Genomic DNA, 22290 nt, shown 5'->3' with positions numbered 1-22290 from the left:
GACGAATTCGACACGCAACCGACGTTCGACAAACGGCAATCGTCAAAGGACTGGAACCCTCCAGCAAATTGGCTGGACAGTCATTCGCTTCTGGATTCAAGATGTGCTCCTTCGTTTGCACGACATCTGTCTCTACATCCTAAACTCGATCCCAAGGAGCAACCATGACCATCCACACCGGCGGATGCCAATGCGGCGCAATACGGTTTCGCGTAGAGGGCGACTTGAAGGACAGCTCGATCTGCCACTGCCGCATGTGCCAGAAGGCTTTTGGGGCTTATTATGCGCCTCTGGTTTCCGTGCGAGGCGCCACGTTTGAATGGACCCGTGGCGAACCTAAGCGGTTTCGGTCTTCCAACCACGTGAAGCGTGGGTTTTGTGGTGACTGTGGTACTCCACTCACCTATGAGGCACCAGATGGTATGGCGATCGCGTCGGGCGCCTTTGACGATCCCTCCGTCCTGCCGCCGGTGATCCAGTGGGGCATCGAAAACAAGATCGTCTTTGTCGATCATCTTCACTCCCTGCCGAAAGAAGAAACCGAGGCCGATCAGACGTCGGCAAGTTACATTGCCGACCTTGTTTCCTATCAGCATCCGGACCACGATACGTCCGAATGGCCACAAGAGAGGCATAGATGAGCGAGTCGGGATATTCAGGTGGGTGCCAGTGCGGCGCGGTGCGCTTTCATGCAGGCAAGCTCGGACGCACGTCAATTTGCCATTGTCGCATGTGCCAGAAGCAGTTCGGCAATTTCTTCGGTGCGCTTGTCACGGCAGATCAAGCGCATCTGACATGGACACGCGGACAACCGACGCTGTTCCGCTCATCGGCTAAAATTCATCGCGGCTTTTGCAACAAATGCGGCACGCCTCTGAGCTATCATCATCCAGGTGGGGTGGAGATCGCCATCGGCGCCTTCGATCATCCGCAGGACATCGAGCCGCAGGTTCAGGTCAACGCACATCTCCGGATGCCTTGGATCAAGACTTTGTTCGAAAAGCCAGAGGTACAGCAGGGCGTGGATGAAAGTACCATCACGACCTATCAGCATCCAGACCACGACACCATGGTGTGGCCGCCTGCAAATGACACAAACGACTAAGACCAAGGACTTTATGCCATGACTGAAATACTGCGCGGCCTCTATCCAGAGATCGAACCCTACGAAACCGGCTTTCTGGATGTGGGTGACGGCCACACGATCTATTGGGAGCGCGTCGGCACCAAGGGCGGTAAACCGGCGGTGTTTCTGCATGGCGGTCCGGGCGGCGGCGTCAACCCCACGCAGCGGCGCGTATTCGATCCCGCGCTCTACGACGTGGTCCTGTTCGACCAGCGCGGTTGCGGCCAATCTACCCCGCATGCCAGCCTGGAAGCCAACACGACATGGCATCTGGTCGCGGATATCGAAAAGCTTCGCCAGAAATTCGGCTACGACAAGTGGCAGGTCTTCGGCGGCTCCTGGGGTTCCACGCTGGCGCTTGCCTACGCCGAAACCCATCCGGAGCATGTCAGCGAACTCATCGTTCGCGGCGTCTATCTGCTGACGAAACGTGAGCTCGATTGGTATTATCAGTTCGGCGTCTCGGAAATGTATCCTGAGCGCTGGGAGACCTTCGTCGCGCCGATACCTGAGGCGGAGCGTGGTCAAATGATGGCGAGCTATTATCGCTACCTCACTGGCACGGACGAGAAGAAAAAGCTGGAATGCGCCAAGACCTGGAGTCAATGGGAGGGTGCGACGATCTCGCTCGTCACCGATCCGTCCCGTGTCGACGCATTCGGTGAAGATCAATACGCCATAGCCTTCGCCCGGATCGAAACGCATTTCTTCGTCAATGGCGGATGGCTTGAAGAAGGACAGTTGCTGCGGGATGCTCACAAGTTGGAGGATATTCCGGGCGTTATCGTTCACGGACGTTACGACATGCCCTGCCCGGCAAAAACAGCGTGGGATTTATCCAAGGCTTGGCCGAAAGCCGATCTGCACATCATCGAAGCCGCGGGCCACGCGATGACCGAGCCTGGCATTCTCGATCAGTTGATCCGCGCAACGGACCGTTTCGCCGGAAAGTAAAGCCGGAACTCTGCGCGTTACGTTCAGCGTTACACCAAGGATGGCCCGCCGGCCTCGCTGGCGGGCCTCGTTATTTTCATGGGTCTTGCCGGGCATTTACGTCGCGCGGCTCAGATCTTGATTCATTCGAACGATCAATATCCCGGCAATATGGCATGCGTGATCCAAGCTTCACGGAAATGAATTGGTGCATCACGCCAAAGGGGAATACTGCGAAGAAAATCCGATCATTCTGGTTGTAGTCTCATGGCAATGAACCCCTCCATTCAAGCTCCTCAGTCGGGCGATAGCGTCCGTGGCTTCGTCTATGCGCTGACGGCCTATCTTCTGTGGGGTTTCCTGCCTCTTTACATGAAGGCCGTGGCACATATTTCGCCGCTGGAGGTCATCGTTCACCGCGTCGTCTGGTCCGTGCCGATTGCAGCCATCGTGCTCATCGTGCTCGGCCGAACCGCCGAAATCCGCCAGGCGCTGACCACGCCCCGCATGCTTGCCATGGCCTGCCTCACGGCTTCACTGATCAGCCTCAACTGGGGCATCTACATCTGGGCCATCGGATCGGGTCACGCGCTGGATGCAGCACTCGGTTATTTCATCAATCCGCTGTTCAGCATTCTTCTCGGCGCCGTGATCCTGAAAGAAAAGCTCAGTCGCATACAGATCGCAGCCATCTCGCTGGTCGCGATGGCCGTGGCGCTGCTGACGTGGAATGCCGGCGGTCTGCCTTGGGTGGCTCTCGCACTGACCGTGACCTGGGGCTTTTACGCATTCTTCCGCAAGACGCTTCCCATCGGCCCGACGCAGGGTTTCCTGTTGGAGGTTCTGCTGTTGACCCCACCAGCTCTCGCCTTCATCGTCTATCTGACAGTCACCGGGCGCGGACATTTCTTTGCAGGAACTGCCGCCGACACGTGGCTCCTGGCAGCAAGCGGCCTCGTTACTGCCGTCCCGCTGATCTTCTACGGCAATGGCGCGAAACTTCTGAAGCTCTCCACGATCGGCATCATGCAATACATCGCGCCGTCGATCATCTTCGTCATCGCGGTCTTCATCTTCAGAGAACCGTTCGATACGGTTCGGCTGATTGCATTTCTGATGATCTGGTCAGCACTTGCGGTTTACACATTACCAAGCCTGATGAAAGGCAAGGGCACCCGTTAACCGGCGGCGCTTGGAGCGCCGCGTTCTATTGAATGCAAAAGGCGCTCTCAAACGTTAAACAGACGCATTGCGGTTCAAAGCTGCGCGATGACCGACGCGTCGCCTTCGGGGTTTTGCTGAGCTGCCGCACGCTCGATGATTGCCGGCACGATGTCGCCGATCTGGTCGATCACCAGCGGGTTCAACAAATGCGCGCGATGGATAAAGCCCTGATCGCGCATGTGACGGATCAGTTCGAGCATCGGATCCCAGAAGCCGTTGATGTTGGCGAAAACCATGGGCTTTGCATGACGGCCAAGCTGTGCCCAGGTCATGATCTCGACGATCTCCTCCACCGTGCCGATACCGCCCGGCAATGTGACGAAAGCATCAGCACGCTCGAACATCATGTGCTTGCGCTCATGCATGTCCTTGGTGATCACAAGTTCGTTCAATTGCCCGAGAGAATGGCGTGTCGCTTCCATATCCATGAGAAACTCGGGTATGATCCCCGTCACTTCGCCGCCGTTTGAAAGAACGCCGCTTGCGACCGCACCCATGATGCCCTTGGTGCCGCCGCCATAGACGAGGCGAATGCCGTTTTCGGCAAAGGATTTTCCAAGGTTGCGGCCAGCTTCCATATAGGCGGGATCGCGACCCGGCTGGGAGCCGCAATAGACGCAGATGGATCGAATCGGATGTTTTTCATATGTCATGACCTGCACCGAACTACGCAGGGTCGATCCCGTCAAGAATTTTTGGGGGAAGATGCGGCAAAGGCAGCGCTTCAGCCATGCCAGTGCTTGTATGGAAAGCGCTAAAACGCTAGCAATTCGCGATAATCTTGCGAAGAATGACCTGGAGACTCATGATGAAAAATAAGAGAGCTGCATTGTTGGCGCTTGTCGTGCTCGGCATTGCCACGCTGCTCATGGTCTTCTTCGTCCTGCCCCGTATGTCCGGTGACGACAAACCGATCGGTGACGCTATCAACGAAGCCAGCAACGCTGTCAAAAACAGCGTGGAAATGGGCAGCGAAAAGGCGGGCGATCTTTTGTCCGATGCAGCGGGAGAGACCACCAATGTTGCCGACAAGGTCGGCCGCCTGGCGGAATCCGCCACGAAGTCCATCAAGGACATGAGTAACCTGTTCTCCGACAACAAGGTGCCTTCGAACGAAGACTTCGCCGCGGCCCGCAAAAAGGTGGAAGAGTCCCTTCGCGAACTGGACACGATCGATATTCCGGAATCGCTTGACGAAACGACCTCACGCCTGATCACCACGGCGCGCTCTGCCGCTGAGCGGACACTCGCATATTTGCGCGGGCTACCGGACGATGCATCTGCCGCTGCCGCCCAGGTTCGTCGCCTTGCGGGCGTGTTCGCCGGTACCGATGATGGAGCACCAAGGCAGGAACCGCCTGCTGCGCCGGCACCTGCCGCACCGGCACCTGCGCAAGAACCTGCGCAGCCGGCAGCACGGACTGAAAGCGCCCCAGCCAACGATGCTGCAGCGCAGCTTCCGAGCTTCGACGTTCTGCGCGTGGAGCCCGACGGCTCTGCTGTCATTGCCGGCAAGGCGCAGCCGGGTTCCCAGCTTGAAATCGTCAACAAAGGTCAGGTCATTGCCAAGACGCCAGTCGAAAGCAGTGGGGATTTCGCAGCCGTCCTCGACAATCCGCTACCGCCAGGCGACCACGAGTTGGTGCTACGGGCAACCGGCAAGAATGGCAAGGTATCGCAGTCGCAGGAAGTGGCGACAGTCTCCGTTCCGGCACAGAAGAGTGGCGACCTTCTCGCCATGGTCACTACGCCTGGCAAAGCGAGCCGCGTTTTGACCATGCCGGAAACCGCTCCAGCCGAGCTTCAGCCGCAGGCCACGGGCAATGCCCCAGCGCCCGCCACCAATGCGCGGGGCGGTACCGTACCGGAAACTGCATCGGTGCGCGTGACCGCCGTGGAGTTCGATGGATCGAAGATCTATATCGCCGGCTCTGCGCCAGCCGGAACCACGATACGTGCTCTGGTGGACGAGACGCGCGTTGGCGACACCAAGACCGAAGCTTCCGGCAGTTTCGTCATCGAAGGCGATATCCAGCTCACCGTCGGCAATCACGTCATTACAGCGGAAGCACTCGACGAATCTGGCAAGGTGACCGTGCGGGTACGCGTGCCCTTCTCGCGTCCTGAGGCAGATCAGGGGACGGTCGCCATGCAGCCATCGGGTGCCGCAACCGCATCTCAAAGCGCTCCGACATCGAGTGATCGCCCCGCTGCGGTCAGCGATCAGGCCGCTTTCGAGGCACTTCGCACGGAAGTGGCCAAAGCCTTCGGTATTCTCTCAGGCCTCTACAAGGACGGTAGGACACCCACTCTTGACGAGGTGGCAGCTGCGAAATCCGCAACAGCCATTGCGTTGCGTTCGCTTTCGGAATTCCGCACCGCTGCCTCGGCGGATCCCGCCTTCACGACTTTCGTTGCCGAGATCGCTCGCGAGGCGCGCTCCTTGCTTTCGCTCGTGGACGCGTTGCCGAACGATGTTGCAGCCGTTGGCAAAGCTATTGCAGGTTTGAAAGATCGGTTTGCCGCGTTAAATGCGAAGGGTCCCGCAACGCCAGCGCCAGCAAACACCGGGGAGCCCGCCACCGATTCATCCGGCACGAAGACCTTCGAGCAGGCACCGCTCGCACATAGTGACAGCACCGTCATCATTCGGCGCGGTGATACTTTGTGGCAAATTTCCCGTCGGGTCTATGGCCAGGGCGTGCGCTACACCACGATCTACCTTGCCAATCAACAGCAGATCCAGAACCCCGACCTCATCGAACCGGGGCAGATTTTCGACGTGCCGGAAAAGGCTCTACCAAATGCGGAGGAAATCCACCGCAACCGGTTGAAGACACGCTGAGAATGGTCTTCGGGGGGCATTGTAAAAACCCGATCTAGACATTATCTAAATTAGATGACGGCGGCCTATCAAAGCCGCCGTCTTGCTGTCTGCATCCCGGCAGACGCCGGAGCAGAGCATGGCCAACAACAAGAAGAAGACGATCTCAGCGGATTCCAGCAATCCGATGCAGACACTCATCAACCTATGGCCCTATATGTGGCCAGATGGCAGGCGGGACCTGAAGATGCGGGTGATATGGGCCACCATCTTCCTGCTTGTTGCGAAGCTGGTGCTGATCTCCGTTCCCTATTTCTTCAAATGGGCGACTGATGCGCTGAACGGCAAAGTGGACATGGCGGGAGTGCTTCCCCTATTCCTGCTCGGCGCCGTTTCACTCGTCATCGCCTATAATCTGACGCGCGTCATTCAGATTGGCTTCAATCAGTTACGGGACTCGCTTTTCGCCAGCGTCGGGCAGCATGCGGTTCGTCAACTGGCCTATAAGACATTCGTGCACATGCACCAGCTTTCACTGCGCTTTCATCTGGAGCGCAAGACAGGTGGCTTGTCGCGCATCATCGAGCGCGGCACGAAGGGTATAGAAACGATCGTTCGTTTCACCATCCTCAACACCGCGCCGACATTCATCGAATTCCTGCTGACGGCCGCCATCTTCTGGGTGTCCTACGGCTTCTGGTATGTCTTCGTCACCGTCGTCACGGTCTGGGCTTATATCTGGTTCACGGTCAAGGCCAGCAACTGGCGCATATCCATTCGCAGGTCGATGAATGACAGCGACACCGATGCCAATACGAAGGCCATCGACTCGCTGTTGAACTTCGAAACAGTCAAGTATTTCGGCAATGAGCACATGGAAGCCCGCCGCTTCGACGCGGCGATGGCGCGCTACGAAAAATCGGCCGTCGCCATCTGGACGTCACTCGGTTGGCTAAACTTCGGCCAGGGAGTCATATTCGGTCTGGGCTCCCTCGTCATGATGGTCATGTCTGCGCTTGCGGTGCAGCGCGGAGAGCAGACCGTCGGCGACTTCGTCTTCATTAACGCGCTACTTCTGCAGCTTTCCGTGCCGCTGAACTTCATCGGCTTCGTGTATCGCGAAATCCGCCAGGGTTTGACCGATATCGAACAGATGTTCGATCTGTTGGAAGTGGAAGCGGAAGTTGTGGATTCACCAGGCGCCAAGCCGCTTCACATAGGTTCAGGCGCTGTCAGCTTCCGCGACGTTCAGTTTGCCTACGATCCTGAGCGGCCAATTCTGAAGGGCATCTCCTTCGATGTGCCCGCTGGCAAAACGATCGCGATCGTCGGACCCTCGGGAGCCGGAAAGTCAACGATCTCCAGGCTGCTCTATCGATTCTATGACATTCAAAGTGGATCGATCACCATCGATGGTCAGGATATCCGCTCGGTCACGCAAAAGAGCCTGCGCGCCGTGGTCGGCATGGTGCCGCAGGATACGGTGCTGTTTAACGATACACTGGCCTATAACATTCGCTATGGTCGGCCAGATGCCCCGGAAGCCGATGTCACGGCTGCGGCGAATGCCGCGCAGATCAGCGGATTCATCAGCAAGTTGCCCGATGGTTTCCAGACCATGGTCGGCGAGCGGGGATTGAAGCTTTCGGGTGGAGAGAAGCAGCGCGTTGCCATTGCCCGCACCATTCTCAAGGCACCACCCATCCTCATCCTCGACGAGGCCACATCTGCGCTCGACACCCACACCGAACAGGAGATTCAAAGCGCGCTGGACGTGGTTTCACAAAATCGCACGACGCTCGTCATCGCACATCGCTTGTCCACCGTGATCGGAGCGGACGAAATCATCGTCCTCAAGGACGGCACCATCGCGGAACGGGGAACCCATTCGTCGCTCATGCTCGCCGGTGGGCTTTATGCCTCGATGTGGAGCCGCCAGCGCGAAGCGATTCAGGCCGAGGAGCGGTTGCGCGAAGTCCGCGAAAAAGACGATCTCGGGGTGGTGGATCGCGGCGAACCAGCGCGTTGAGCCTGGGTATAAACAGGTCTTGTGGCTGCGCACCATTGCCCGTGGCGCGGTTTGCCTGTAGTCACCTATGCGTGTTTTGTCGCCTTGAGACGTGAATATGGTCGCGAAACGACTATATCATGCGTGTCACGCAGGAACCTTAAGACGTTCTGCGATGGGGCATACAGACAAATCGAGGCCTGAGCGAGCAGCAGCCGAGAGGCGCATCGTCAGGACCGGAAACGAAATTTCGGAGAAGAACGACCAATGAACCTGTTCGATACCATTCGCAACACCCTGGTACCGATTCACAAGGAAGGCTACATTTTCATCGCGGCTTTCTTCGTTGCATCGCTGGTGCTCGGCTGGATCGCCACGCCCCTCTTCTGGATCGGTATGGTTCTGACAGCGTGGTGCGCCTACTTCTTCCGCGACCCCGAACGCGTGACGCCACAGGATGACGATCTGATCATCAGCCCTGCAGATGGCACCGTGTCCGCCATCCAGACCGTCGTTCCTCCGCTGGAGCTCGAACTCGGCAAGGAGCCGATGGTGCGTGTTTCGGTGTTCATGAATGTGTTCAACTGCCACGTTAACCGCTCGCCGGTGCGTGGCCGCATCGTGAATGTCGCCTACCGCCCAGGCCTATTCCTCAATGCCGATCTCGACAAGGCTTCGGAAGACAACGAACGCAACGGTCTTGTGATCGAAACGGCGCATGGCCGGGTCGGCGTCGTACAGATTGCGGGCATGGTCGCTCGTCGAATTGTCTGCTGGGTTAAGCCGAACGAACCCGTTGATGCCGGCGAGCGCTTCGGCCTTATCCGCTTTGGCTCTCGCCTCGACATCTTCCTGCCCGAAGGCTTCGCAACGCGCGTTTCCGTCGGACAGACGGCTATTGCTGGCGAAACCGTTCTTGCCGAATTCGGCTCGGCCAAGGGGGCCGTTCTCAGCCGCCGCGCCTGATGATACGACAGGGAGCCACGATCGATGGAAGAACAAGCGCCGCAGCCGAATATTAACGGCAAGCCCGATGTCAGCACAGATAGCGGACGAGGCCCGAGGCTTCGCGAAATTCCGCTTCGTCTGGTCGTGCCTAATCTCGTCACGGTGCTTGCCATCTGCGCGGGTCTTAGTGGCGTTCGCCTCGCCTTCGAGGGGCGCTTCGAGCTGGCGGTCGCCATGGTTCTGGTGGCCGCGTTCCTCGACGGGATCGACGGGCGCCTGGCACGGATGATGAAGGCAACGTCCAAATTCGGCGCGCAGATGGATTCGCTTGCCGACATCGTCAATTTCGGCGTTGCCCCTGCCCTCGTCGTATATGCCTATCTCCTCGATCAAGCGCGGTCGCTGGGTTGGATCGCGGCCCTCATCTATGTCATTGCTGCTGGACTTCGCCTGGCGCGCTTCAATGTCATGGTCGAGCGGGAAGTGAAGGCGCCCTGGCAGAACGAATTCTTTGTTGGCGTTCCCGCCCCGATGGGCGCGATGCTGGTATTGCTTCCCGTTTATGTCGGATTTATCGGCATCGAGCCGAGCCGCACGTTTGCCCACATTGCCGCTGCCTATACAGTATTGATCGGCTACCTTCTGATCAGCCGCCTTCCGGTATGGTCGGGAAAGTCTGAAAGCCGCATCCGCCGCGATCTCGTTCTTCCAGCGATTTTGATCGTCGTGCTCTATGTCGCGCTCCTGATGAGCTTCACCTGGGAAGTTCTGATCCTGACGGTTCTGGCCTATCTCACATTTTTGCCCTTCAGCGCACGGATCTGGCATAAACGTTACGGCACGCTGACCATCGAAGACCATGATCACGGCGACAGCGGCGACGGTCTAGACCGAGGCATTTGACCTCAGCGGGACCGAAAGCGTTTCGCGGCAACAACGACTGGTTTCAGCGGTGGGCAGTTCCAGGGTGGGGGCGAACACGAAATGTCGCAGACTGCAATTTTCAATTGATTGAATCCGCCTCGAATTCGTCACGATTGACCCCGAGAGAGCTTGTCAGGAAGGCCCGCGAATCAAGGCCTGACAAGCAATCTGCGGAGGGTGGAATGACTGAGACAACGAAAATCGAAACGCCAGCAAAACCGGATCTGAAGGCGCATTACCAGCCGCTCGGCCTCAAGGCCGTTGCAGCCGCCGCCATGATGGTGGCGCGCAAGCCGAAGCAGGCAAAGACAGCCTGATCTCTTTCAAGTTCAGCAGGCAGTGTGGTGCCCGCGAGCTTTGCAAATGGCGCTCTCGAGCGCCATTTTTATTTTCTACGTGAGGACACGATCGACGAGAAGCCGATTTCTCATCTAAAATAGCGAGAGTTGCTCGCTCTTCTCTTTCACCGGAGCAAGTGGTGCGGTTTCCTCCACCGGCTCGATAAGATCCGGCCCAACATTGGCGACCTTGTTCACCTTGTCCGACACCGGGATCATCTCGAAGAAATCCTCATCCGCTGCCGTCATCAAGCTCGAGACCTCGCGGGGCTCCTGCGTCTTGCAATCCAGCCAGCGGCTGAAATCCTGCGGAGCGATCACCACCGGCATTCGGTCGTGGATGCGTGACATCGAGGCGTTGGCAGCGGTGGTGAGGATCGCGCCGGTATCGACTTCCGATCCATCCGCAGAGGACCATGTTTCCATCAATCCGGCGAAGGCAACGATACCGCCGTGCTTTGGCCTGATGTAGTAGGCCTGAAGCTTGCAGCAATCGTCTTTGGCTGGTCTTTTCCACTCGTAAAATCCGCTCGCCGGGATGAGGATGCGGCGATGACGCATGGCAGCGCGGAACGACGCCTTGCCGATGGCGGTTTCTGCGCGCGCATTGATCAGAAGCGGAAAGGTCTTGGGGTCTTTTACCCAGCCCGGCATGAAGCCCCAGCGCACGAGCATGGCCTGCCGGTTTGGCAGGTTGCTTCCCACTTCCTGCCGCTCACCCTCCACAATAATCAGGATCGGCTGGGTCGGCGCGATGTTGAAACGCGGCGGGAAATCCTCAACGCCGATCAGATCGAGATGATCGGCAATCTCTTCCGGCGTTGCTTTCAGTACGAAGCGACCGCACATGGACCTATCCTCTCGGAGCAAACAGAATGAGCGAAGCGCCGGCAAGGCAAACCGCGCCGCCCGCCAGATCCCAGCGATCAGGCGCATGACGCTCCACGCCCCAAAGCCACAGCAAAGAAGCGACGATGTAAATGCCTCCATAGGCCGCATAGGCCCGTCCGGCAGCCTCGGTCGGCACCAGCGTCAAAAGCCAGGCAAAGATTGCAAGCGACACCATCCCGGGCACCAACCAAACCACCGATCTGCCCATGCGCAGCCACGCCCAAAAGGCAAAGCATCCAGCTATTTCGGCAAGCGCTGCGGCTGCATAGACGAGGGTAATTTTCATGCCTATTTCCTGCTCCTGTTTCCGCCGCAGGCAAGGTGGACTGTTCGGGGCCTTGAGCGCATCATAGCGAAAACCATCTCTTTCGTGCAGTCTCGTCGAGCCCGCCAAGCATTCAGCCACGGTCTATGTCACACCCCGGAGCGGTTACATGACCCTTAAGCTCTATATGCACCCGCTTTCGTCATTCTGCCACAAGGTGCTCGTGGCACTTTATGAAAACGGCACATCTTTTGAACCGGTTATCGTCGATTTCTCCAATCCTGATTCAAGGGCGGCGTTCGTTGAAAGATCACCGAGGGGAAAGATGCTGGCGCTGCATGATATCGAAGCCAACGTAGCGCTGCCGGAAAGCAGCATCATCATCGAATATATTCATACCCATTATCAAGGTCCGGCCGAACTGCTGCCGAAAGGCGTGGAGGAGCAGCTTGAGGTGCGGCTATGGGATCGGTTCTTTGATCTCTACATCCACCAGTCTATGCAGCGCATTGCCGCGGAACGTTTGCGTCCTAAAGATGCTCCCGATCCTCATGGTTTATCCGAGGCTCATGCGACCATCGAAAAGGCCTATGGCGTGCTAGAGCAGCACTTGGCAGGTCATGAGTGGGTCGCAGGCAAGGAGTTTTCGATGGCGGATTGCTCTGCGGTCCCGGCGCTCTTCTACGGCTCGATCGTTCATCCGTTCAGCGGCGACCTTAAAAACACCAGCGAGTATTTCGAACGATTGGTTTCAAGACCTTCGGTGAAGCGCGTGATTGAAGAGGCGCGCCCCTATTTTCAGTATTTCCCTACAAGGAAAAGATGCCGCCACGTTTCCTGCAAGGTTGACTGCATAATAAGAGGCAGATTCTTGAAGGAAACCGCATGCCTCTTCCCCACCCAGCATCTTCCGCCATCCTCCGGCGTGGCGACCGTCTGCTGTTGGTGCGGCGAATCAATCCGCCATCGAAGGACATGTTCGCCTTTCCCGGTGGGCGCGGCGAGCCCGGCGAGACACCGGCGCAGACAGCACTTCGCGAATTGCTGGAAGAGACAGGCATCAAGGCGCGCGATCCACAGCTTTTCGCCACCTACGATCTGCCTTCGTATGACGTTGCGGGACGGCTGACCAGTCACTTTCTGCTGTCGGTGTTTCTTGTGGACGCGGACGAGCAGACCGCGGCTCTTGCAGCAGATGACGCGGCAGATGCCGGATGGTTCACGCTCGAGGAGATACGCCGTCTCCCCGCACCGGAAAGTGTTCTGGAATGCGCCGAGCGCGTTTTAGGCCAGTTGCATGAACACTAGAATCACAGCTATCTGGAAGAAGTTTGTCACGAGTCGATGTTGGGTTGCGCGTAAAGTCATGGGTCAAAGGGTTTGTTTTTTGTCGGCATTGTTGGTGAGTGTGGCTCTGCCCGTCGCCTTGCACGCTGCAAGCCCGAAACCACCTCAGCCGACAGCGCCACCACCGCAGGAAAGCAAGCCAGCACCCTATGACGACAAGCTGGCGCGCCTGTCGGAAATCCTAGGCGCCGTGCAATATCTGCGCACGCTCTGCCCGGCGACGGGTCCGCAGGAGTGGCGCAAAGCCATGAGCGATATTCTGGCAGCGGATACTGCAAACGAGCCGCAGCGAAAGCAGCGTATGACCGCCGCATTCAACCGCGGATACCGGACCTTTGCGGCTGTCCATACGAGTTGCACCTCCGCCGCGCTCTTGGCGGAACAGAAATACCGTGCCGAAGGCGCAACACTCGCGCAAGAAATCACGTCGAGATTCGGAAATTAGAGGATTGTTAACCTCTTTTCGCCGCAGGGCGTGCCGTTTTGATAAAAGACTGTTAGAGTTGTTAACAGGGTGGTAACGACTTGGACGCCCTGTCGAGGATGAAAGATGCAAACGAGCCGTAACGAAATCCACGATATGATCGCGCATGAAAAGATGCAGGTCGCTCTGGAACATCAAAACGAAGCCTGGGCGGATGGTATGGCCGATGGCATCGAACCGGAGATCATCGCAGATGCCGCTATAGCCTTGGCCATGCGCGAAACCATTCGCATGCATGGCGAAGCCGGCGCAGAGGCCATGCTCGAATCATTGCGTCAGCGCATGCTTGCTGGCGAATTTTCCCCGCAGCGGATCATTCAGTAAGCGGGAGCCTATCCATGCTGTTTTTCGGTCATAAAGTCGCGCGGTCGTCTGCCGCGCTTGCCGCCGTTATTTCACTAACCCTTTCTGCCACCGCACTACCGCATGCGGCCTATGCTCTGTCTGAGCTGAAGCCTGGTCCAGGCGGCGAGACCGAGCAGGCCCAGGCATCCGAGGCTCCCAAGTCGTCGCAGCCGGCGCCGGTCGAAGAGGGTTCCGATGGCATTCCCATGCCAGATCCGCTGGTGAACCGCCAGGGCGGACAACAGGAGGCAGCGCCTGAACAAAACGATGCGCCGCAAGTTTCCGCACAAATCGAGCATGATATCAGCAAGGCACCGGAGCCTGTGCGTCGCCTGCGTCAATTGATCATCGACGCGGCCTCCAGTGGCGATATCGAAAAGCTGCGTCCACTGATCAATGCCGGCCCGAACCAGACGCGTATAGACGCCGAAGGAACCGATCCTATCGCTGCGCTGAAAAGCTTCTCCGGCGACCCGGAAGGCCTGGAAGTGCTGGCCATTATCCTCGATCTGCTTTCTACCGGTTATGCCCGCGTGGATGCCGGAACGCCGGATGAAATGTATGTCTTCCCCTACTTTGCCGGAAAGTCGCTCAACACACTGACCAAGCCCGAGAAAGTAGATCTCCTGCGTATCATCACGGCTGGCGATCTGGCCGACATGCAGGAATATGGCAATTACAGCTTTTACCGTATCGGCATCTCGCCAGATGGACAGTGGAAGTTCTTTGGCGCAGGCGACTGATCAGGCCGCTTGACGCATGGCCCGCGCCAATTTTCGGCAATACTGACATGCGGTGAGGCAAAGAGATCAAGCGTCAGAGCGATTGTTGAAGACCGTGATGGACTCCGGCCTCAATTGCCCCTTCCGGCTTGCCCTCGCGCGCCTGAAATCCTAACTCTAAAGCACCGTGCGTTTTCTTGGACGCACAAAGGACGCTCTATCTTTTTTGTCTCTACGCCTCGGGCTTTTTCCGAAATCCGATTCTGATGTTCGGGCCGAGGCCGTAGGGAAAAAATCCAGCTGAATGGTAACGCCATGTCATCCGCCTTCTTGCCGAACCGTCGTTTCATCCGCATTGGCGGCGAAGCGGCTTCCGATTTCCTGCAAAACCTGATCACCACGGATCTGGATTCACTTTCCGATGGGGAAGCACGTGCAGGCGCGCTACTGACGCCGCAGGGCAAGATCCTGTTTGATTTTCTGATCGCACGCGACGGCGCTGCGTACCGTTTGGAGACAGACAAGGATCAACAGGAGGCGTTGCTGCGCCGCTTGACCATGTACAAATTGCGCGCGGCTGTCGATCTGCAAGCCGAAGAGACGGAAGGCGTCAGCGTCCATTGGGACGATTCTGTCCCGCAACACGGCGTCAAAGACGGACGCTTCGCCAAAGCGGGGGTGGTGCTTTATCGCGTTCCGGGTCACCACGTGAGCGGCGATTCGTCCAGTTACGACCTGCTGCGGATAGCATATGGGGTTGCCGAATCGGGTCGCGATTACGCGCTACAGGATGCTTTCCCCCATGACGTGCTGATGGATGTGAATGACGGCGTGTCCTTCAAGAAGGGTTGCTTCGTCGGTCAGGAAGTCGTCTCGCGCATGAAGCATCGCGGCACGGCACGTCGGCGGGTAGTCATCGTTTCTGGCGAACACATCCTTCCGGCAACTGGCACCGAGATCATGGCAGGTGGTAAGCCGATTGGGACACTTGGCACGGTCGTCGCAGACAAGGGCCTCGCGATAGTGCGCACCGATCGGGCCGCGGACGCGATGTCGTCGAACGTTGCGATGATGGCAGGGGATGTCACCGTGTCTGTGTCTCTGCCGGAGTGGACTGGGTTGAGCTTTCCCTCAACCGATCCGCTTGCAAGCACAGAGGACTAAGCGGTGGCAATATCAAAGGCCCCGCGCGCATGGCAACGCATGCTTTCCGGCAGGCGGCTCGATCTTCTCGATCCCTCACCGCTGGATGTAGAGCTTGCCGATATCGCCCACGGCTTGGCGCGTGTGGCGCGTTGGAACGGTCAAACGCGCGGCGACCACGCCTTTTCGGTTGCGCAGCACAGTCTCATCGTCGAAGCGATTTTTTGCCGTTTGAATCCATCGGCTCCCCCGAATGATATGCTGATGGCGCTGCTGCATGATGCACCGGAATATGTGATCGGCGATATGATCTCTCCATTCAAATCCGTCGTTGGTGGGGGCTACAAAAGTGTCGAAAGCCGACTGGAAGCCGCCATTCATCTGCGTTTCTCCTTACCGCCACATCCCACACGCGAACTAAAAGACCGCATCAAGAAAGCCGACACGGTTGCTGCCTTTTTCGAAGCCACTGAGCTTGCGGGCTTTTCGCTTGCAGAGGCGCAGAAATTCTTCGGCCTTCCACGCGGCATCAGTCGCGACATGATCGCCATCGATCCCGTTCCCGCAACGGAGGCACAGCGCCGTTTCATCGCACGCTTCGAAGTGATCGAAGCATTACGCAAGGCCCCAGCATGACCGCAATTGTCGTCTCGCCACTTTCCCGCATCGGAGAAATGGCCGTGCGCCACAAGGCGCGTGAAATGATTACCTTGATCGCCAAAGAGCAGGCCTTTCACCGCCCTGCCGTGATTTCTGCAGAGCGGCATCTGACACTGCAAATGAACGATATCGCCTTTAAGGGGAACGACGCTCTCATCGCGCCGGACGATGCCCATGTTCTGCGGCTGATCGATTTTGCCCGCGAATGGGATCAATCCGCACCGCTCTTGATCCATTGCTGGATGGGTGTTTCCCGTTCGCCAGCCGCAGCGATCGTCGCCGCACTGGCTCTCTATCCGGATCAGGATGAAACAGCGCTAGCACGCCGGCTAAGAACAGTATCCCCATATGCGACACCGAATGCCCGTATCATTGAAATCGGCGACAGGCTGCTTGACCGCAAGGGTCGATTGGTGAGCGCAATCAAGGCGATCGGCCGCGGTGCGGACACCGATGGCAACGTCCCCTTCGTGCTGCCGCTTAGCGATTCGGTCCCGCTTTAACGGGAACCCCAGCCGAAACCTATCGTTACCAACCCTGAACACCGAAAGATCATCAAGGACGATCCATGGAACAACAGGCAACGGATATCATCGTGGCATCGCAGGCCGCGCTTCGGCAAGCGAGCGCGTTGGCGGTTCAATATTCCTTCTCCGTCATCGGCGCGCTTCTTCTTCTCATCATCGGCTGGCTTGCCGCGACTTTCCTCCAGCGTTGGGCATTCCAGGGACTGTCACGCATTCGCGGTTTCGACGCAACCCTTGCAGGCTTCTTTGCCGGCGCTATCCGCTATGTCGTGCTCATCCTCGTCATGGTGATGGTGCTTGGCCAGTTCGGTGTGCAGACCGCATCCATTCTCGCTGCACTCGGTGCCGCAGGTCTTGCCATCGGTCTGGCTCTCCAAGGTACGCTACAGAACATTGCAGCTGGTATCATGCTTCTAGTCCTTCGCCCGTTTCGAGTTGGGGAATATATCGAGACGAGTGCAGTCTCCGGCACCATCATTGAAATCGGCCTTTTCGCCACCGAACTCAAGACGAGCGATGGACTGTATCGACTTGCGCCAAATTCTACCCTGTGGAACGTACCGATCACCAACCACAGCCGCTTTCCATCGCGTCGCCACGAGCTGAGCGTTACGGTGCCTAAGGGCGAAAGTATTGCCGAGACACAGGATATGTTGATGCAGATCGCGCGCAATGAAAGCCGTGTGCTGCTCGACCCTGCTCCGACCACATTCGTCGATGCCGCCAGCGCCGACAGCGCAACCGTCAAGCTGCGCTACTGGGTGCGCAGCGCAAACTGGTTTGCAACGACACGCGACATCACGAAGGCGCTGAAGCTTGCTTTCGAGGAACGCGAGGCTAAGGTTGAGGACACGCCGTCGAAATGACGAAAGGCCGGGTGAACCGGCTTTTCTCTTTGCATTAGCGCTTAACTTCATCGCCCCATGGTCGAGCGATGTGCCCATCCCGTCATGCGCTTCTCTACCAAGGCCATGAAGGCGTACATGACGATACCTTCGACCGCGAGCATCAGCAGCCCGGCAAACACCAGTGGCACATTGAACTGGCTTTGAGCCGAACTCATCATGTTGCCCAGTCCGTTATTGGAGGCGACGGTTTCCGAGACAACGGATCCCACGAAGGCGAGCGTGATGGCAATTTTCAAGGAACCGAAGAAATAGGGCATGCAGCGCGGGACGCCCACCTTCAGCATGATATCCATCTTCTTGGCGCCCAGCGCTCGCAATACATCTTCGGTTTCCGGTTCGATCGTGGCGAGGCCGGTCGCAACGTTGACGACGATGGGAAAGAAGGAAATCAGGAACGCCGTCAGCACCGCCGGCACGGTGCCGATCCCGAACCAGATCACGAGAACCGGCACCAGTGCCACCTTGGGGATCGCGTTGAAGCCGATCATCAGCGGATAAAGCCCGGCATAGATCGTCTTCGACCAGCCGATGAAGAGACCTATGCCGAGACCGGCGACGACGGCAATCGCAAAGCCGAGTGTCGTGGTGTAAAGCGTTTGTAGCGAGTTCTTCCAGATCGGCGACCAGTATTGCACCACGGCCTGGGCCACGCGCGTGGGCGATGGCAGCACCGTCTGCGGCATCTTAAGCGCAAAGACGAGCAGTTCCCAGGCGGCGAAAAGAGCGAGCGTGTAGAGCCAGGGCGCAGCCTTGACCCAGTTGATGCGCTCAACAAGCGGCTTTCGTTGGGCAGTCGCAAGCTGGCCTTCGACAACCGCACTCATGCCGCCACCCTCGCCTGGGCGATCTCTCCATGCAGTTCCTGGACCATGTCATTGAAACCCTTTTCATACATCAGCGACAACTGGCGCGGCCGCTCGAATGGCACGCGGTGCTCCGCAAGCACCCTACCCGGCCTGGCGCTCATGACGAAAATCTTGTCGGCCAGGAATACCGCCTCGCGCAGATCATGGGTGACCAGAATGATCGTCACGCGCTGGACAGCGTGAAGATCACGGATGACGCACCACAATTCCTCACGGGTGAAGGCGTCCAGGGCGCCGAAAGGCTCATCCAGCATCAGCAGTTGCGGCTCGTGAATGAGAGCACGACAAAGATTGGCGCGTTGCTGCATGCCGCCGGAAAGCTGCCAGGGAAACTTCGATCCGAAGCCTTTGAGGCCGACAATTTCCAGCAGTCGCTCGGCTTTTGCCACATACTCCGCTTTGTTGGCGCGCAGGCGGCGGCGATGTCTTTCAACGATCTCCAGCGGCAGCAAGATGTTTTCAAGTGTCGTGCGCCACGGCAGCATTGTGGGGTTCTGAAACGCCATGCCTACGATGGAAACCGGTTCTGTCACCTGCTTGCCGCCGACAATGACATTACCACTTTGGGGAATGTGCAGTCCTGTGACGAGCTTCATCAGCGTCGACTTTCCGCAGCCGGACGGCCCGACAACGGCTGAGAACTCCCCTCTGTCTACCGTGAGCTTCAGGTTCGAGACGGCGAGCGTACCCGACGCACCTCCATAGCGCATATCGACCCCGTCGATTTCCACCAGATGAGACATATCGTGAGTTCCTGTTATCTTCTAAAAGATACGTTCCGGTCACCTACGCAATGACCAAACGCCATGGAGCGACCTTCTCCATGGATGGATGCTCGGGTCGAGCCCGAGCATGACAACCTATCGGGCTTGTCGCTCCAAGCCACCATCAGGGAAGCATACGCTCTTCCTTTGGCGGCAGATAACTTGCGTCGAAAACCTGCTCGGCCTTCACGTTCCCCTTAAGGCCAATAGACATCTTCAGCGTTTCCATGGAAGCGGCAAGGCGCAAGGGATCGACCCCACCCATGCCGTTTTCGATCACGTAGGGCGTCTTGATGTTCATCGAGTTTGCCATAGTCAGGCGCTGCAATTCGATGTCGGGATTGAGCGTTTCGTTGCGCTTTAATACTGCCGCAACGCCTTCTTCCGGGTTGTTGACCGCATCGGCAAAACCCTTTGCAAGTGCTTTAAGGAAACCCTTAACGGCCTGCGGATTTTCTGCCGCAAAATCAGTATTTACGAGAACGGCGTTGCCATAAAGATTCAAGCCGTGTTCGGCCATCAGGATGGTCGCGATATCGTCGTCAGCAATGCCCTGGGCCTTGAGGTTGAGAATTACCGAGAAGGCAAAGCCGAAAACGGCATCGACATCGCCCTTCGCCAGCATCGGCTCGCGAACAGGAAAACCGATGGACTGGATGGTAATCTTGCTGTCATCGATCTTGGCGACTTGCTTGAAGGCGTTCCACTGCGCGAAGGCGCCATCTGGCGGCGGGGCGCCGAGCTTCTTGCCTTGCAGAGACTTCGGGTCTTCGGTCACGCCCAGGGACTTGCGGCCAACAACCGCGAATGTGGGGCGTTCGTAGACCATATAAACGGCCGTCACCTTTTGGGATGGGTCTTCATCAAGAAACTTCATGACGGAATTGATGTCACCGAAGCCCATTTGATATGCGCCGGTTGCAACACGCGGAATGGCCTCGACTGACCCGTTACCGCTATCGATGGTAACATCCAGGCCTTCGGCCTTGAAATATCCTTTGTCGAGCGCAAGAAGAAATCCAGCAGACGGGCCTTCGAATTTCCAGTCGAGTGTGAATTTGATTGGCGTATCGGCCAAGGCTGCAAGTGGTGCGATGGATACACCGGCGAGCATGGAAATTGCGGCCAAAGCCGCTGTTTTTGAAAACAGCCTTCGCGTCAACATTCAGAAATTTCCCTCTGGAGGTTTTTATGTCGTTGTCGCCATACAAACCAATTTCATTCTGCATGGCAAGAACTAATAGCCCATAAAATACGCAAAAGAATTTTTGCTTATATTTTGACCTATTCACGCACTGACGACGGCATGGAGAGCGATTTTTAGGCTGAAAACTATCGTGGTGAGGGTGATACTCGAAGATATGAACACATCGTTCTGCCCATCATGGATTGCGAAACGGCCAAAGAGCATCAAGATGACAGAACCAACCGGCATTCTGGAGACACGCATGACATCGGCCCTCGGCATCCACCACATCACCATGATCACCCGAAAGGTTCAGGCAAATGTGGATTTTTACGCCGGCTTCCTGGGACTTCGGCTGGTCAAACGGACCGCCGGCTTCGAAGACGCCATGCAGCTTCATCTTTTTTACGGTGACTACGCCGCCTCCCCAGGCTCGCTGATGACCTTTCTCGTCTGGGAAGATGGTGGACAGGGCCGCGTCGGCTACGGCCAGACGCTCGATGTTTCTCTTGCCATAGACCACGCCAGCATCGGCTTCTGGCTGACGCGCGCCTTGCAGGCAGGCGTTCGAACCGAGGGACCTATGGAGGAGTTTGGCGAACCCGTCATCCGGCTGAAAGATCCTGACGGCATCATCGTCAAGCTCGTCGGCACCTCTGCTTTTCCAGAGGCTCAACCACACGAGGCGCCAGGAATACCCCTCGGACATGCCATCCGTCGTATTCGCGGCGCGACCGTTCTCAGTGAAGTGCCGGAAGAAACGGAGAGTTTCTTGTCCAAACATTTCGGCTACGCCCATCACGGCAAACAGGGCGCTGTCCGCCGCATGTCTTCCGCTTCCGGCGATGTTGTCGATGTCAGAGATGCTACGGGCTTCTGGTCAAGCGCGCCAGGGACGGGCACGGTCGATCATATCGCCTTTCGCGCCCGTGATATGGATGAGCTGGAAGAGACGCTCACCCACCTGAAGTCCTTGAACTCTTCCACGACCAACGCCCACGATCGGAAATATTTCCACTCTCTTTACGTGCGCGAACCGGGCGGTGTGCTGATCGAAATGGCAAGCGACGCACCGGGCATGACCGTCGACGAGCCCCTGGAAAGGCTCGGCGAAGAGTTGTTTATTCCGACCCTCTTCATGCGCGATGAAGAGGATGTTCGCGTAGCGTTGCCTCAATTTTCCACTCCCGGAGAGGAGCGCGTAATCTATCGGGAGCTTCCCTTCGTCCACCGTTTCTACACGCCGGCGGAGCCTGATGGCAGCGTCATCGTTCTGCTCCATGGTTCCGGCGGCAGCGAGACAAGCCTCATGGCTCTGGCGCACCGGGCAAACCCTGCGGCCACCCTTCTGGGTGTTCGCGGACGCAGCACCGAAGAGGACATGGCACGCTGGTTTCGCCGCTTCGGCGATCTCAACTTCGACCAGAAGGACATCGCCGCCGAAGCGGAGGCCTTTGCGGCATTCATGGAAGGCGCGGTCCAGTCTTACGGGATCGACCGAAACACTATGAGCTTCATTGGCCATTCCAATGGCGCCAACTTCCTCGCTGCTTTCTTCGCTCTTCACCCGGAATGGATGGCCGATGCCCTTTTGTTGCGCCCCATGCCGGTTCTGGACCACTGGCCCGCGGTCGATTTTTCATCGCGAAGCCTCATGATCGCAGCAGGCGAAACAGACCGACATCGTGACAAGGCAGAAGAGCTTGCGGGGCTACTGAAGGACCGCGGCGCCGATGTGGAGGTGCGGGTTTTGCCGAACAATCACGACATCGGGTTCGACGATGTCGAACTGGCAAAGGAGTGGGTTGCGGCCCGCTCAGCCAGCTAAAGCATCGTTAAAGAAAATCGAGCGTTGCC

Annotated in this window: 23 protein-coding genes and 2 pseudogenes; 19 read left to right on the top strand and 6 right to left on the bottom strand. The window is 57.6% G+C overall.

All coding sequences use genetic code 11. The annotated features are described in order from the left end of the window. The first annotated feature begins 164 nt into the window (after positions 1-164). The 4 genes from ACQZ5M_RS17170 (at position 165) to rarD (ending at position 3241) form a co-directional block, all read left to right on the top strand. Positions 165-641 (top strand): GFA family protein, encoded by a 477-nt coding sequence (locus tag ACQZ5M_RS17170; protein WP_296078365.1) that lies wholly within the window; start codon positions 165-167, stop codon positions 639-641. Then, on the top strand, positions 638-1105 hold the full coding sequence (locus tag ACQZ5M_RS17165) for a GFA family protein (protein ID WP_296078367.1): 468 nt from the start codon (positions 638-640) through the stop codon (positions 1103-1105). The genes ACQZ5M_RS17170 and ACQZ5M_RS17165 overlap by 4 nt, the downstream gene beginning before the upstream one ends. An 18-nt stretch (positions 1106-1123) precedes the next feature. Continuing rightward, complete coding sequence (gene pip, locus ACQZ5M_RS17160; protein ID WP_296078368.1) at positions 1124-2080, top strand: prolyl aminopeptidase; 957 nt, start codon at positions 1124-1126, stop codon at positions 2078-2080. A 246-nt stretch (positions 2081-2326) separates the two neighbouring features. After that, entirely contained in the window at positions 2327-3241 is a 915-nt protein-coding gene (gene rarD, locus ACQZ5M_RS17155) for an EamA family transporter RarD (protein WP_296019461.1), read from the top strand. Positions 3242-3315: 74 nt separating this feature from the next. Here rarD and ACQZ5M_RS17150 read toward each other — a convergent pair whose 3' ends face one another. Then, entirely contained in the window at positions 3316-3936 is a 621-nt protein-coding gene (locus ACQZ5M_RS17150) for an LOG family protein (protein WP_296078370.1), read from the bottom strand. A gap of 155 nt (positions 3937-4091) precedes the next feature. Here ACQZ5M_RS17150 and ACQZ5M_RS17145 point away from each other — a divergent pair, with 155 nt between their 5' ends. From ACQZ5M_RS17145 to ACQZ5M_RS17125, 5 genes and pseudogenes are all read left to right on the top strand, one after another. Next, a complete protein-coding gene (locus ACQZ5M_RS17145) occupies positions 4092-6128 on the top strand; it encodes a LysM peptidoglycan-binding domain-containing protein (protein WP_449080338.1) in 2037 nt (678 codons plus the stop codon). A 118-nt stretch (positions 6129-6246) separates the two neighbouring features. Beyond that, complete coding sequence (locus tag ACQZ5M_RS17140) at positions 6247-8136, top strand: ABCB family ABC transporter ATP-binding protein/permease (RefSeq protein ID WP_296078372.1); 1890 nt, start codon at positions 6247-6249, stop codon at positions 8134-8136. A gap of 243 nt (positions 8137-8379) precedes the next feature. Next, a pseudogene (locus ACQZ5M_RS17135) lies at positions 8380-9081 on the top strand (phosphatidylserine decarboxylase); the annotation flags it as partial. Between the two features lie 24 nt (positions 9082-9105). Next, positions 9106-9966, top strand: a complete 861-nt coding sequence (pssA, locus tag ACQZ5M_RS17130; protein ID WP_296078376.1) for a CDP-diacylglycerol--serine O-phosphatidyltransferase — start codon at positions 9106-9108, stop codon at positions 9964-9966. Between the two features lie 203 nt (positions 9967-10169). Next, positions 10170-10304: a hypothetical protein gene (locus tag ACQZ5M_RS17125; RefSeq protein WP_296019477.1), complete on the top strand. Its 135-nt coding sequence runs from the start codon at positions 10170-10172 to the stop codon at positions 10302-10304. A 114-nt stretch (positions 10305-10418) separates the two neighbouring features. On the opposite strand, the gene ACQZ5M_RS17120 is transcribed toward ACQZ5M_RS17125, so the two are convergent. Beyond that, on the bottom strand, positions 10419-11174 hold the full coding sequence (locus ACQZ5M_RS17120) for an SOS response-associated peptidase (protein WP_296078378.1): 756 nt from the start codon (positions 11172-11174) through the stop codon (positions 10419-10421). 4 nt (positions 11175-11178) lie between these two features. Further along, entirely contained in the window at positions 11179-11502 is a 324-nt protein-coding gene (locus ACQZ5M_RS17115) for a YnfA family protein (protein WP_296019481.1), read from the bottom strand. A gap of 148 nt (positions 11503-11650) precedes the next feature. On the opposite strand from ACQZ5M_RS17115, the pseudogene ACQZ5M_RS17110 reads away from it, so the two are divergent. The 9 genes and pseudogenes from ACQZ5M_RS17110 to ACQZ5M_RS17070 form a co-directional block, all read left to right on the top strand. Next, a pseudogene (locus ACQZ5M_RS17110) lies at positions 11651-12181 on the top strand (glutathione S-transferase family protein); the annotation flags it as partial. Between the two features lie 185 nt (positions 12182-12366). After that, a complete protein-coding gene (locus ACQZ5M_RS17105; RefSeq protein WP_449080337.1) occupies positions 12367-12789 on the top strand; it encodes an NUDIX hydrolase in 423 nt (140 codons plus the stop codon). 58 nt (positions 12790-12847) lie between these two features. Next, positions 12848-13273 carry a TIGR02301 family protein gene (locus tag ACQZ5M_RS17100; RefSeq protein WP_296039979.1) on the top strand — a complete coding sequence of 142 codons (426 nt, stop codon included), beginning with the start codon at positions 12848-12850 and terminating at the stop codon, positions 13271-13273. A 105-nt stretch (positions 13274-13378) separates the two neighbouring features. Beyond that, positions 13379-13636: a hypothetical protein gene (locus ACQZ5M_RS17095; protein WP_062425653.1), complete on the top strand. Its 258-nt coding sequence runs from the start codon at positions 13379-13381 to the stop codon at positions 13634-13636. A gap of 14 nt (positions 13637-13650) precedes the next feature. After that, the gene (locus ACQZ5M_RS17090; RefSeq protein ID WP_449080336.1) at positions 13651-14400 is read left to right on the top strand and encodes a hypothetical protein; all 750 of its coding nucleotides are present in this window, start codon (positions 13651-13653) and stop codon (positions 14398-14400) included. Between the two features lie 294 nt (positions 14401-14694). Continuing rightward, on the top strand, positions 14695-15543 hold the full coding sequence (gene ygfZ, locus ACQZ5M_RS17085) for a CAF17-like 4Fe-4S cluster assembly/insertion protein YgfZ (protein WP_449080335.1): 849 nt from the start codon (positions 14695-14697) through the stop codon (positions 15541-15543). Between the two features lie 3 nt (positions 15544-15546). Continuing rightward, positions 15547-16158: an HD domain-containing protein gene (locus tag ACQZ5M_RS17080; RefSeq protein WP_296078385.1), complete on the top strand. Its 612-nt coding sequence runs from the start codon at positions 15547-15549 to the stop codon at positions 16156-16158. After that, a complete protein-coding gene (locus ACQZ5M_RS17075) occupies positions 16155-16685 on the top strand; it encodes a tyrosine phosphatase family protein (protein WP_296100907.1) in 531 nt (176 codons plus the stop codon). The genes ACQZ5M_RS17080 and ACQZ5M_RS17075 overlap by 4 nt, the downstream gene beginning before the upstream one ends. A 65-nt stretch (positions 16686-16750) precedes the next feature. Beyond that, entirely contained in the window at positions 16751-17575 is an 825-nt protein-coding gene (locus tag ACQZ5M_RS17070; protein ID WP_296078387.1) for a mechanosensitive ion channel family protein, read from the top strand. 47 nt (positions 17576-17622) lie between these two features. Here ACQZ5M_RS17070 and ACQZ5M_RS17065 read toward each other — a convergent pair whose 3' ends face one another. The 3 genes from ACQZ5M_RS17065 to ACQZ5M_RS17055 form a co-directional block, all read right to left on the bottom strand. Continuing rightward, positions 17623-18441, bottom strand: coding sequence for an ABC transporter permease (locus tag ACQZ5M_RS17065; RefSeq protein ID WP_296078390.1), 819 nt, complete (start codon positions 18439-18441; stop codon positions 17623-17625). Next, positions 18438-19226, bottom strand: coding sequence for an ABC transporter ATP-binding protein (locus ACQZ5M_RS17060; RefSeq protein ID WP_296078392.1), 789 nt, complete (start codon positions 19224-19226; stop codon positions 18438-18440). The genes ACQZ5M_RS17065 and ACQZ5M_RS17060 overlap by 4 nt, the downstream gene beginning before the upstream one ends. Positions 19227-19371: 145 nt before the next feature. Continuing rightward, positions 19372-20412, bottom strand: coding sequence for an ABC transporter substrate-binding protein (locus tag ACQZ5M_RS17055; RefSeq protein WP_296078395.1), 1041 nt, complete (start codon positions 20410-20412; stop codon positions 19372-19374). 283 nt (positions 20413-20695) lie between these two features. Here ACQZ5M_RS17055 and ACQZ5M_RS17050 point away from each other — a divergent pair, with 283 nt between their 5' ends. Next, positions 20696-22261 carry a VOC family protein gene (locus tag ACQZ5M_RS17050; protein WP_449080352.1) on the top strand — a complete coding sequence of 522 codons (1566 nt, stop codon included), beginning with the start codon at positions 20696-20698 and terminating at the stop codon, positions 22259-22261. Positions 22262-22290 lie beyond the last annotated feature (29 nt).

Source organism: Rhizobium sp. 22-785-1 (assembly GCF_053521965.1).
This window is presented reverse-complemented; position numbering and strand designations above follow the sequence as displayed.

Bases quoted from the DNA above. Each gene is read 5' to 3' on its own strand.
- ACQZ5M_RS17100 (WP_296039979.1), top strand. From the start codon at position 12,848: ATGGGTCAAAGGGTTTGTTTTTTGTCGGCATTGTTGGTGAGTGTGGCT.
- ACQZ5M_RS17055 (WP_296078395.1), bottom strand. From the start codon at position 20,412: ATGTTGACGCGAAGGCTGTTTTCAAAAACAGCGGCTTTGGCCGCAATT.
- ACQZ5M_RS17070 (WP_296078387.1), top strand. From the start codon at position 16,751: ATGGAACAACAGGCAACGGATATCATCGTGGCATCGCAGGCCGCGCTT.
- pssA (WP_296078376.1), top strand. From the start codon at position 9,106: ATGGAAGAACAAGCGCCGCAGCCGAATATTAACGGCAAGCCCGATGTC.
- rarD (WP_296019461.1), top strand. From the start codon at position 2,327: ATGGCAATGAACCCCTCCATTCAAGCTCCTCAGTCGGGCGATAGCGTC.
- ACQZ5M_RS17150 (WP_296078370.1), bottom strand. From the start codon at position 3,936: ATGACATATGAAAAACATCCGATTCGATCCATCTGCGTCTATTGCGGC.
- ACQZ5M_RS17075 (WP_296100907.1), top strand. From the start codon at position 16,155: ATGACCGCAATTGTCGTCTCGCCACTTTCCCGCATCGGAGAAATGGCC.
- ACQZ5M_RS17060 (WP_296078392.1), bottom strand. From the start codon at position 19,226: ATGTCTCATCTGGTGGAAATCGACGGGGTCGATATGCGCTATGGAGGT.
- ACQZ5M_RS17095 (WP_062425653.1), top strand. From the start codon at position 13,379: ATGCAAACGAGCCGTAACGAAATCCACGATATGATCGCGCATGAAAAG.
- ACQZ5M_RS17105 (WP_449080337.1), top strand. From the start codon at position 12,367: ATGCCTCTTCCCCACCCAGCATCTTCCGCCATCCTCCGGCGTGGCGAC.
- ACQZ5M_RS17050 (WP_449080352.1), top strand. From the start codon at position 20,696: ATGACATCGGCCCTCGGCATCCACCACATCACCATGATCACCCGAAAG.
- ACQZ5M_RS17125 (WP_296019477.1), top strand. From the start codon at position 10,170: ATGACTGAGACAACGAAAATCGAAACGCCAGCAAAACCGGATCTGAAG.
- ACQZ5M_RS17145 (WP_449080338.1), top strand. From the start codon at position 4,092: ATGAAAAATAAGAGAGCTGCATTGTTGGCGCTTGTCGTGCTCGGCATT.
- ACQZ5M_RS17115 (WP_296019481.1), bottom strand. From the start codon at position 11,502: ATGAAAATTACCCTCGTCTATGCAGCCGCAGCGCTTGCCGAAATAGCT.
- ACQZ5M_RS17065 (WP_296078390.1), bottom strand. From the start codon at position 18,441: ATGAGTGCGGTTGTCGAAGGCCAGCTTGCGACTGCCCAACGAAAGCCG.
- ygfZ (WP_449080335.1), top strand. From the start codon at position 14,695: ATGTCATCCGCCTTCTTGCCGAACCGTCGTTTCATCCGCATTGGCGGC.
- ACQZ5M_RS17090 (WP_449080336.1), top strand. From the start codon at position 13,651: ATGCTGTTTTTCGGTCATAAAGTCGCGCGGTCGTCTGCCGCGCTTGCC.
- ACQZ5M_RS17170 (WP_296078365.1), top strand. From the start codon at position 165: ATGACCATCCACACCGGCGGATGCCAATGCGGCGCAATACGGTTTCGC.
- pip (WP_296078368.1), top strand. From the start codon at position 1,124: ATGACTGAAATACTGCGCGGCCTCTATCCAGAGATCGAACCCTACGAA.
- ACQZ5M_RS17120 (WP_296078378.1), bottom strand. From the start codon at position 11,174: ATGTGCGGTCGCTTCGTACTGAAAGCAACGCCGGAAGAGATTGCCGAT.
- ACQZ5M_RS17140 (WP_296078372.1), top strand. From the start codon at position 6,247: ATGGCCAACAACAAGAAGAAGACGATCTCAGCGGATTCCAGCAATCCG.
- ACQZ5M_RS17165 (WP_296078367.1), top strand. From the start codon at position 638: ATGAGCGAGTCGGGATATTCAGGTGGGTGCCAGTGCGGCGCGGTGCGC.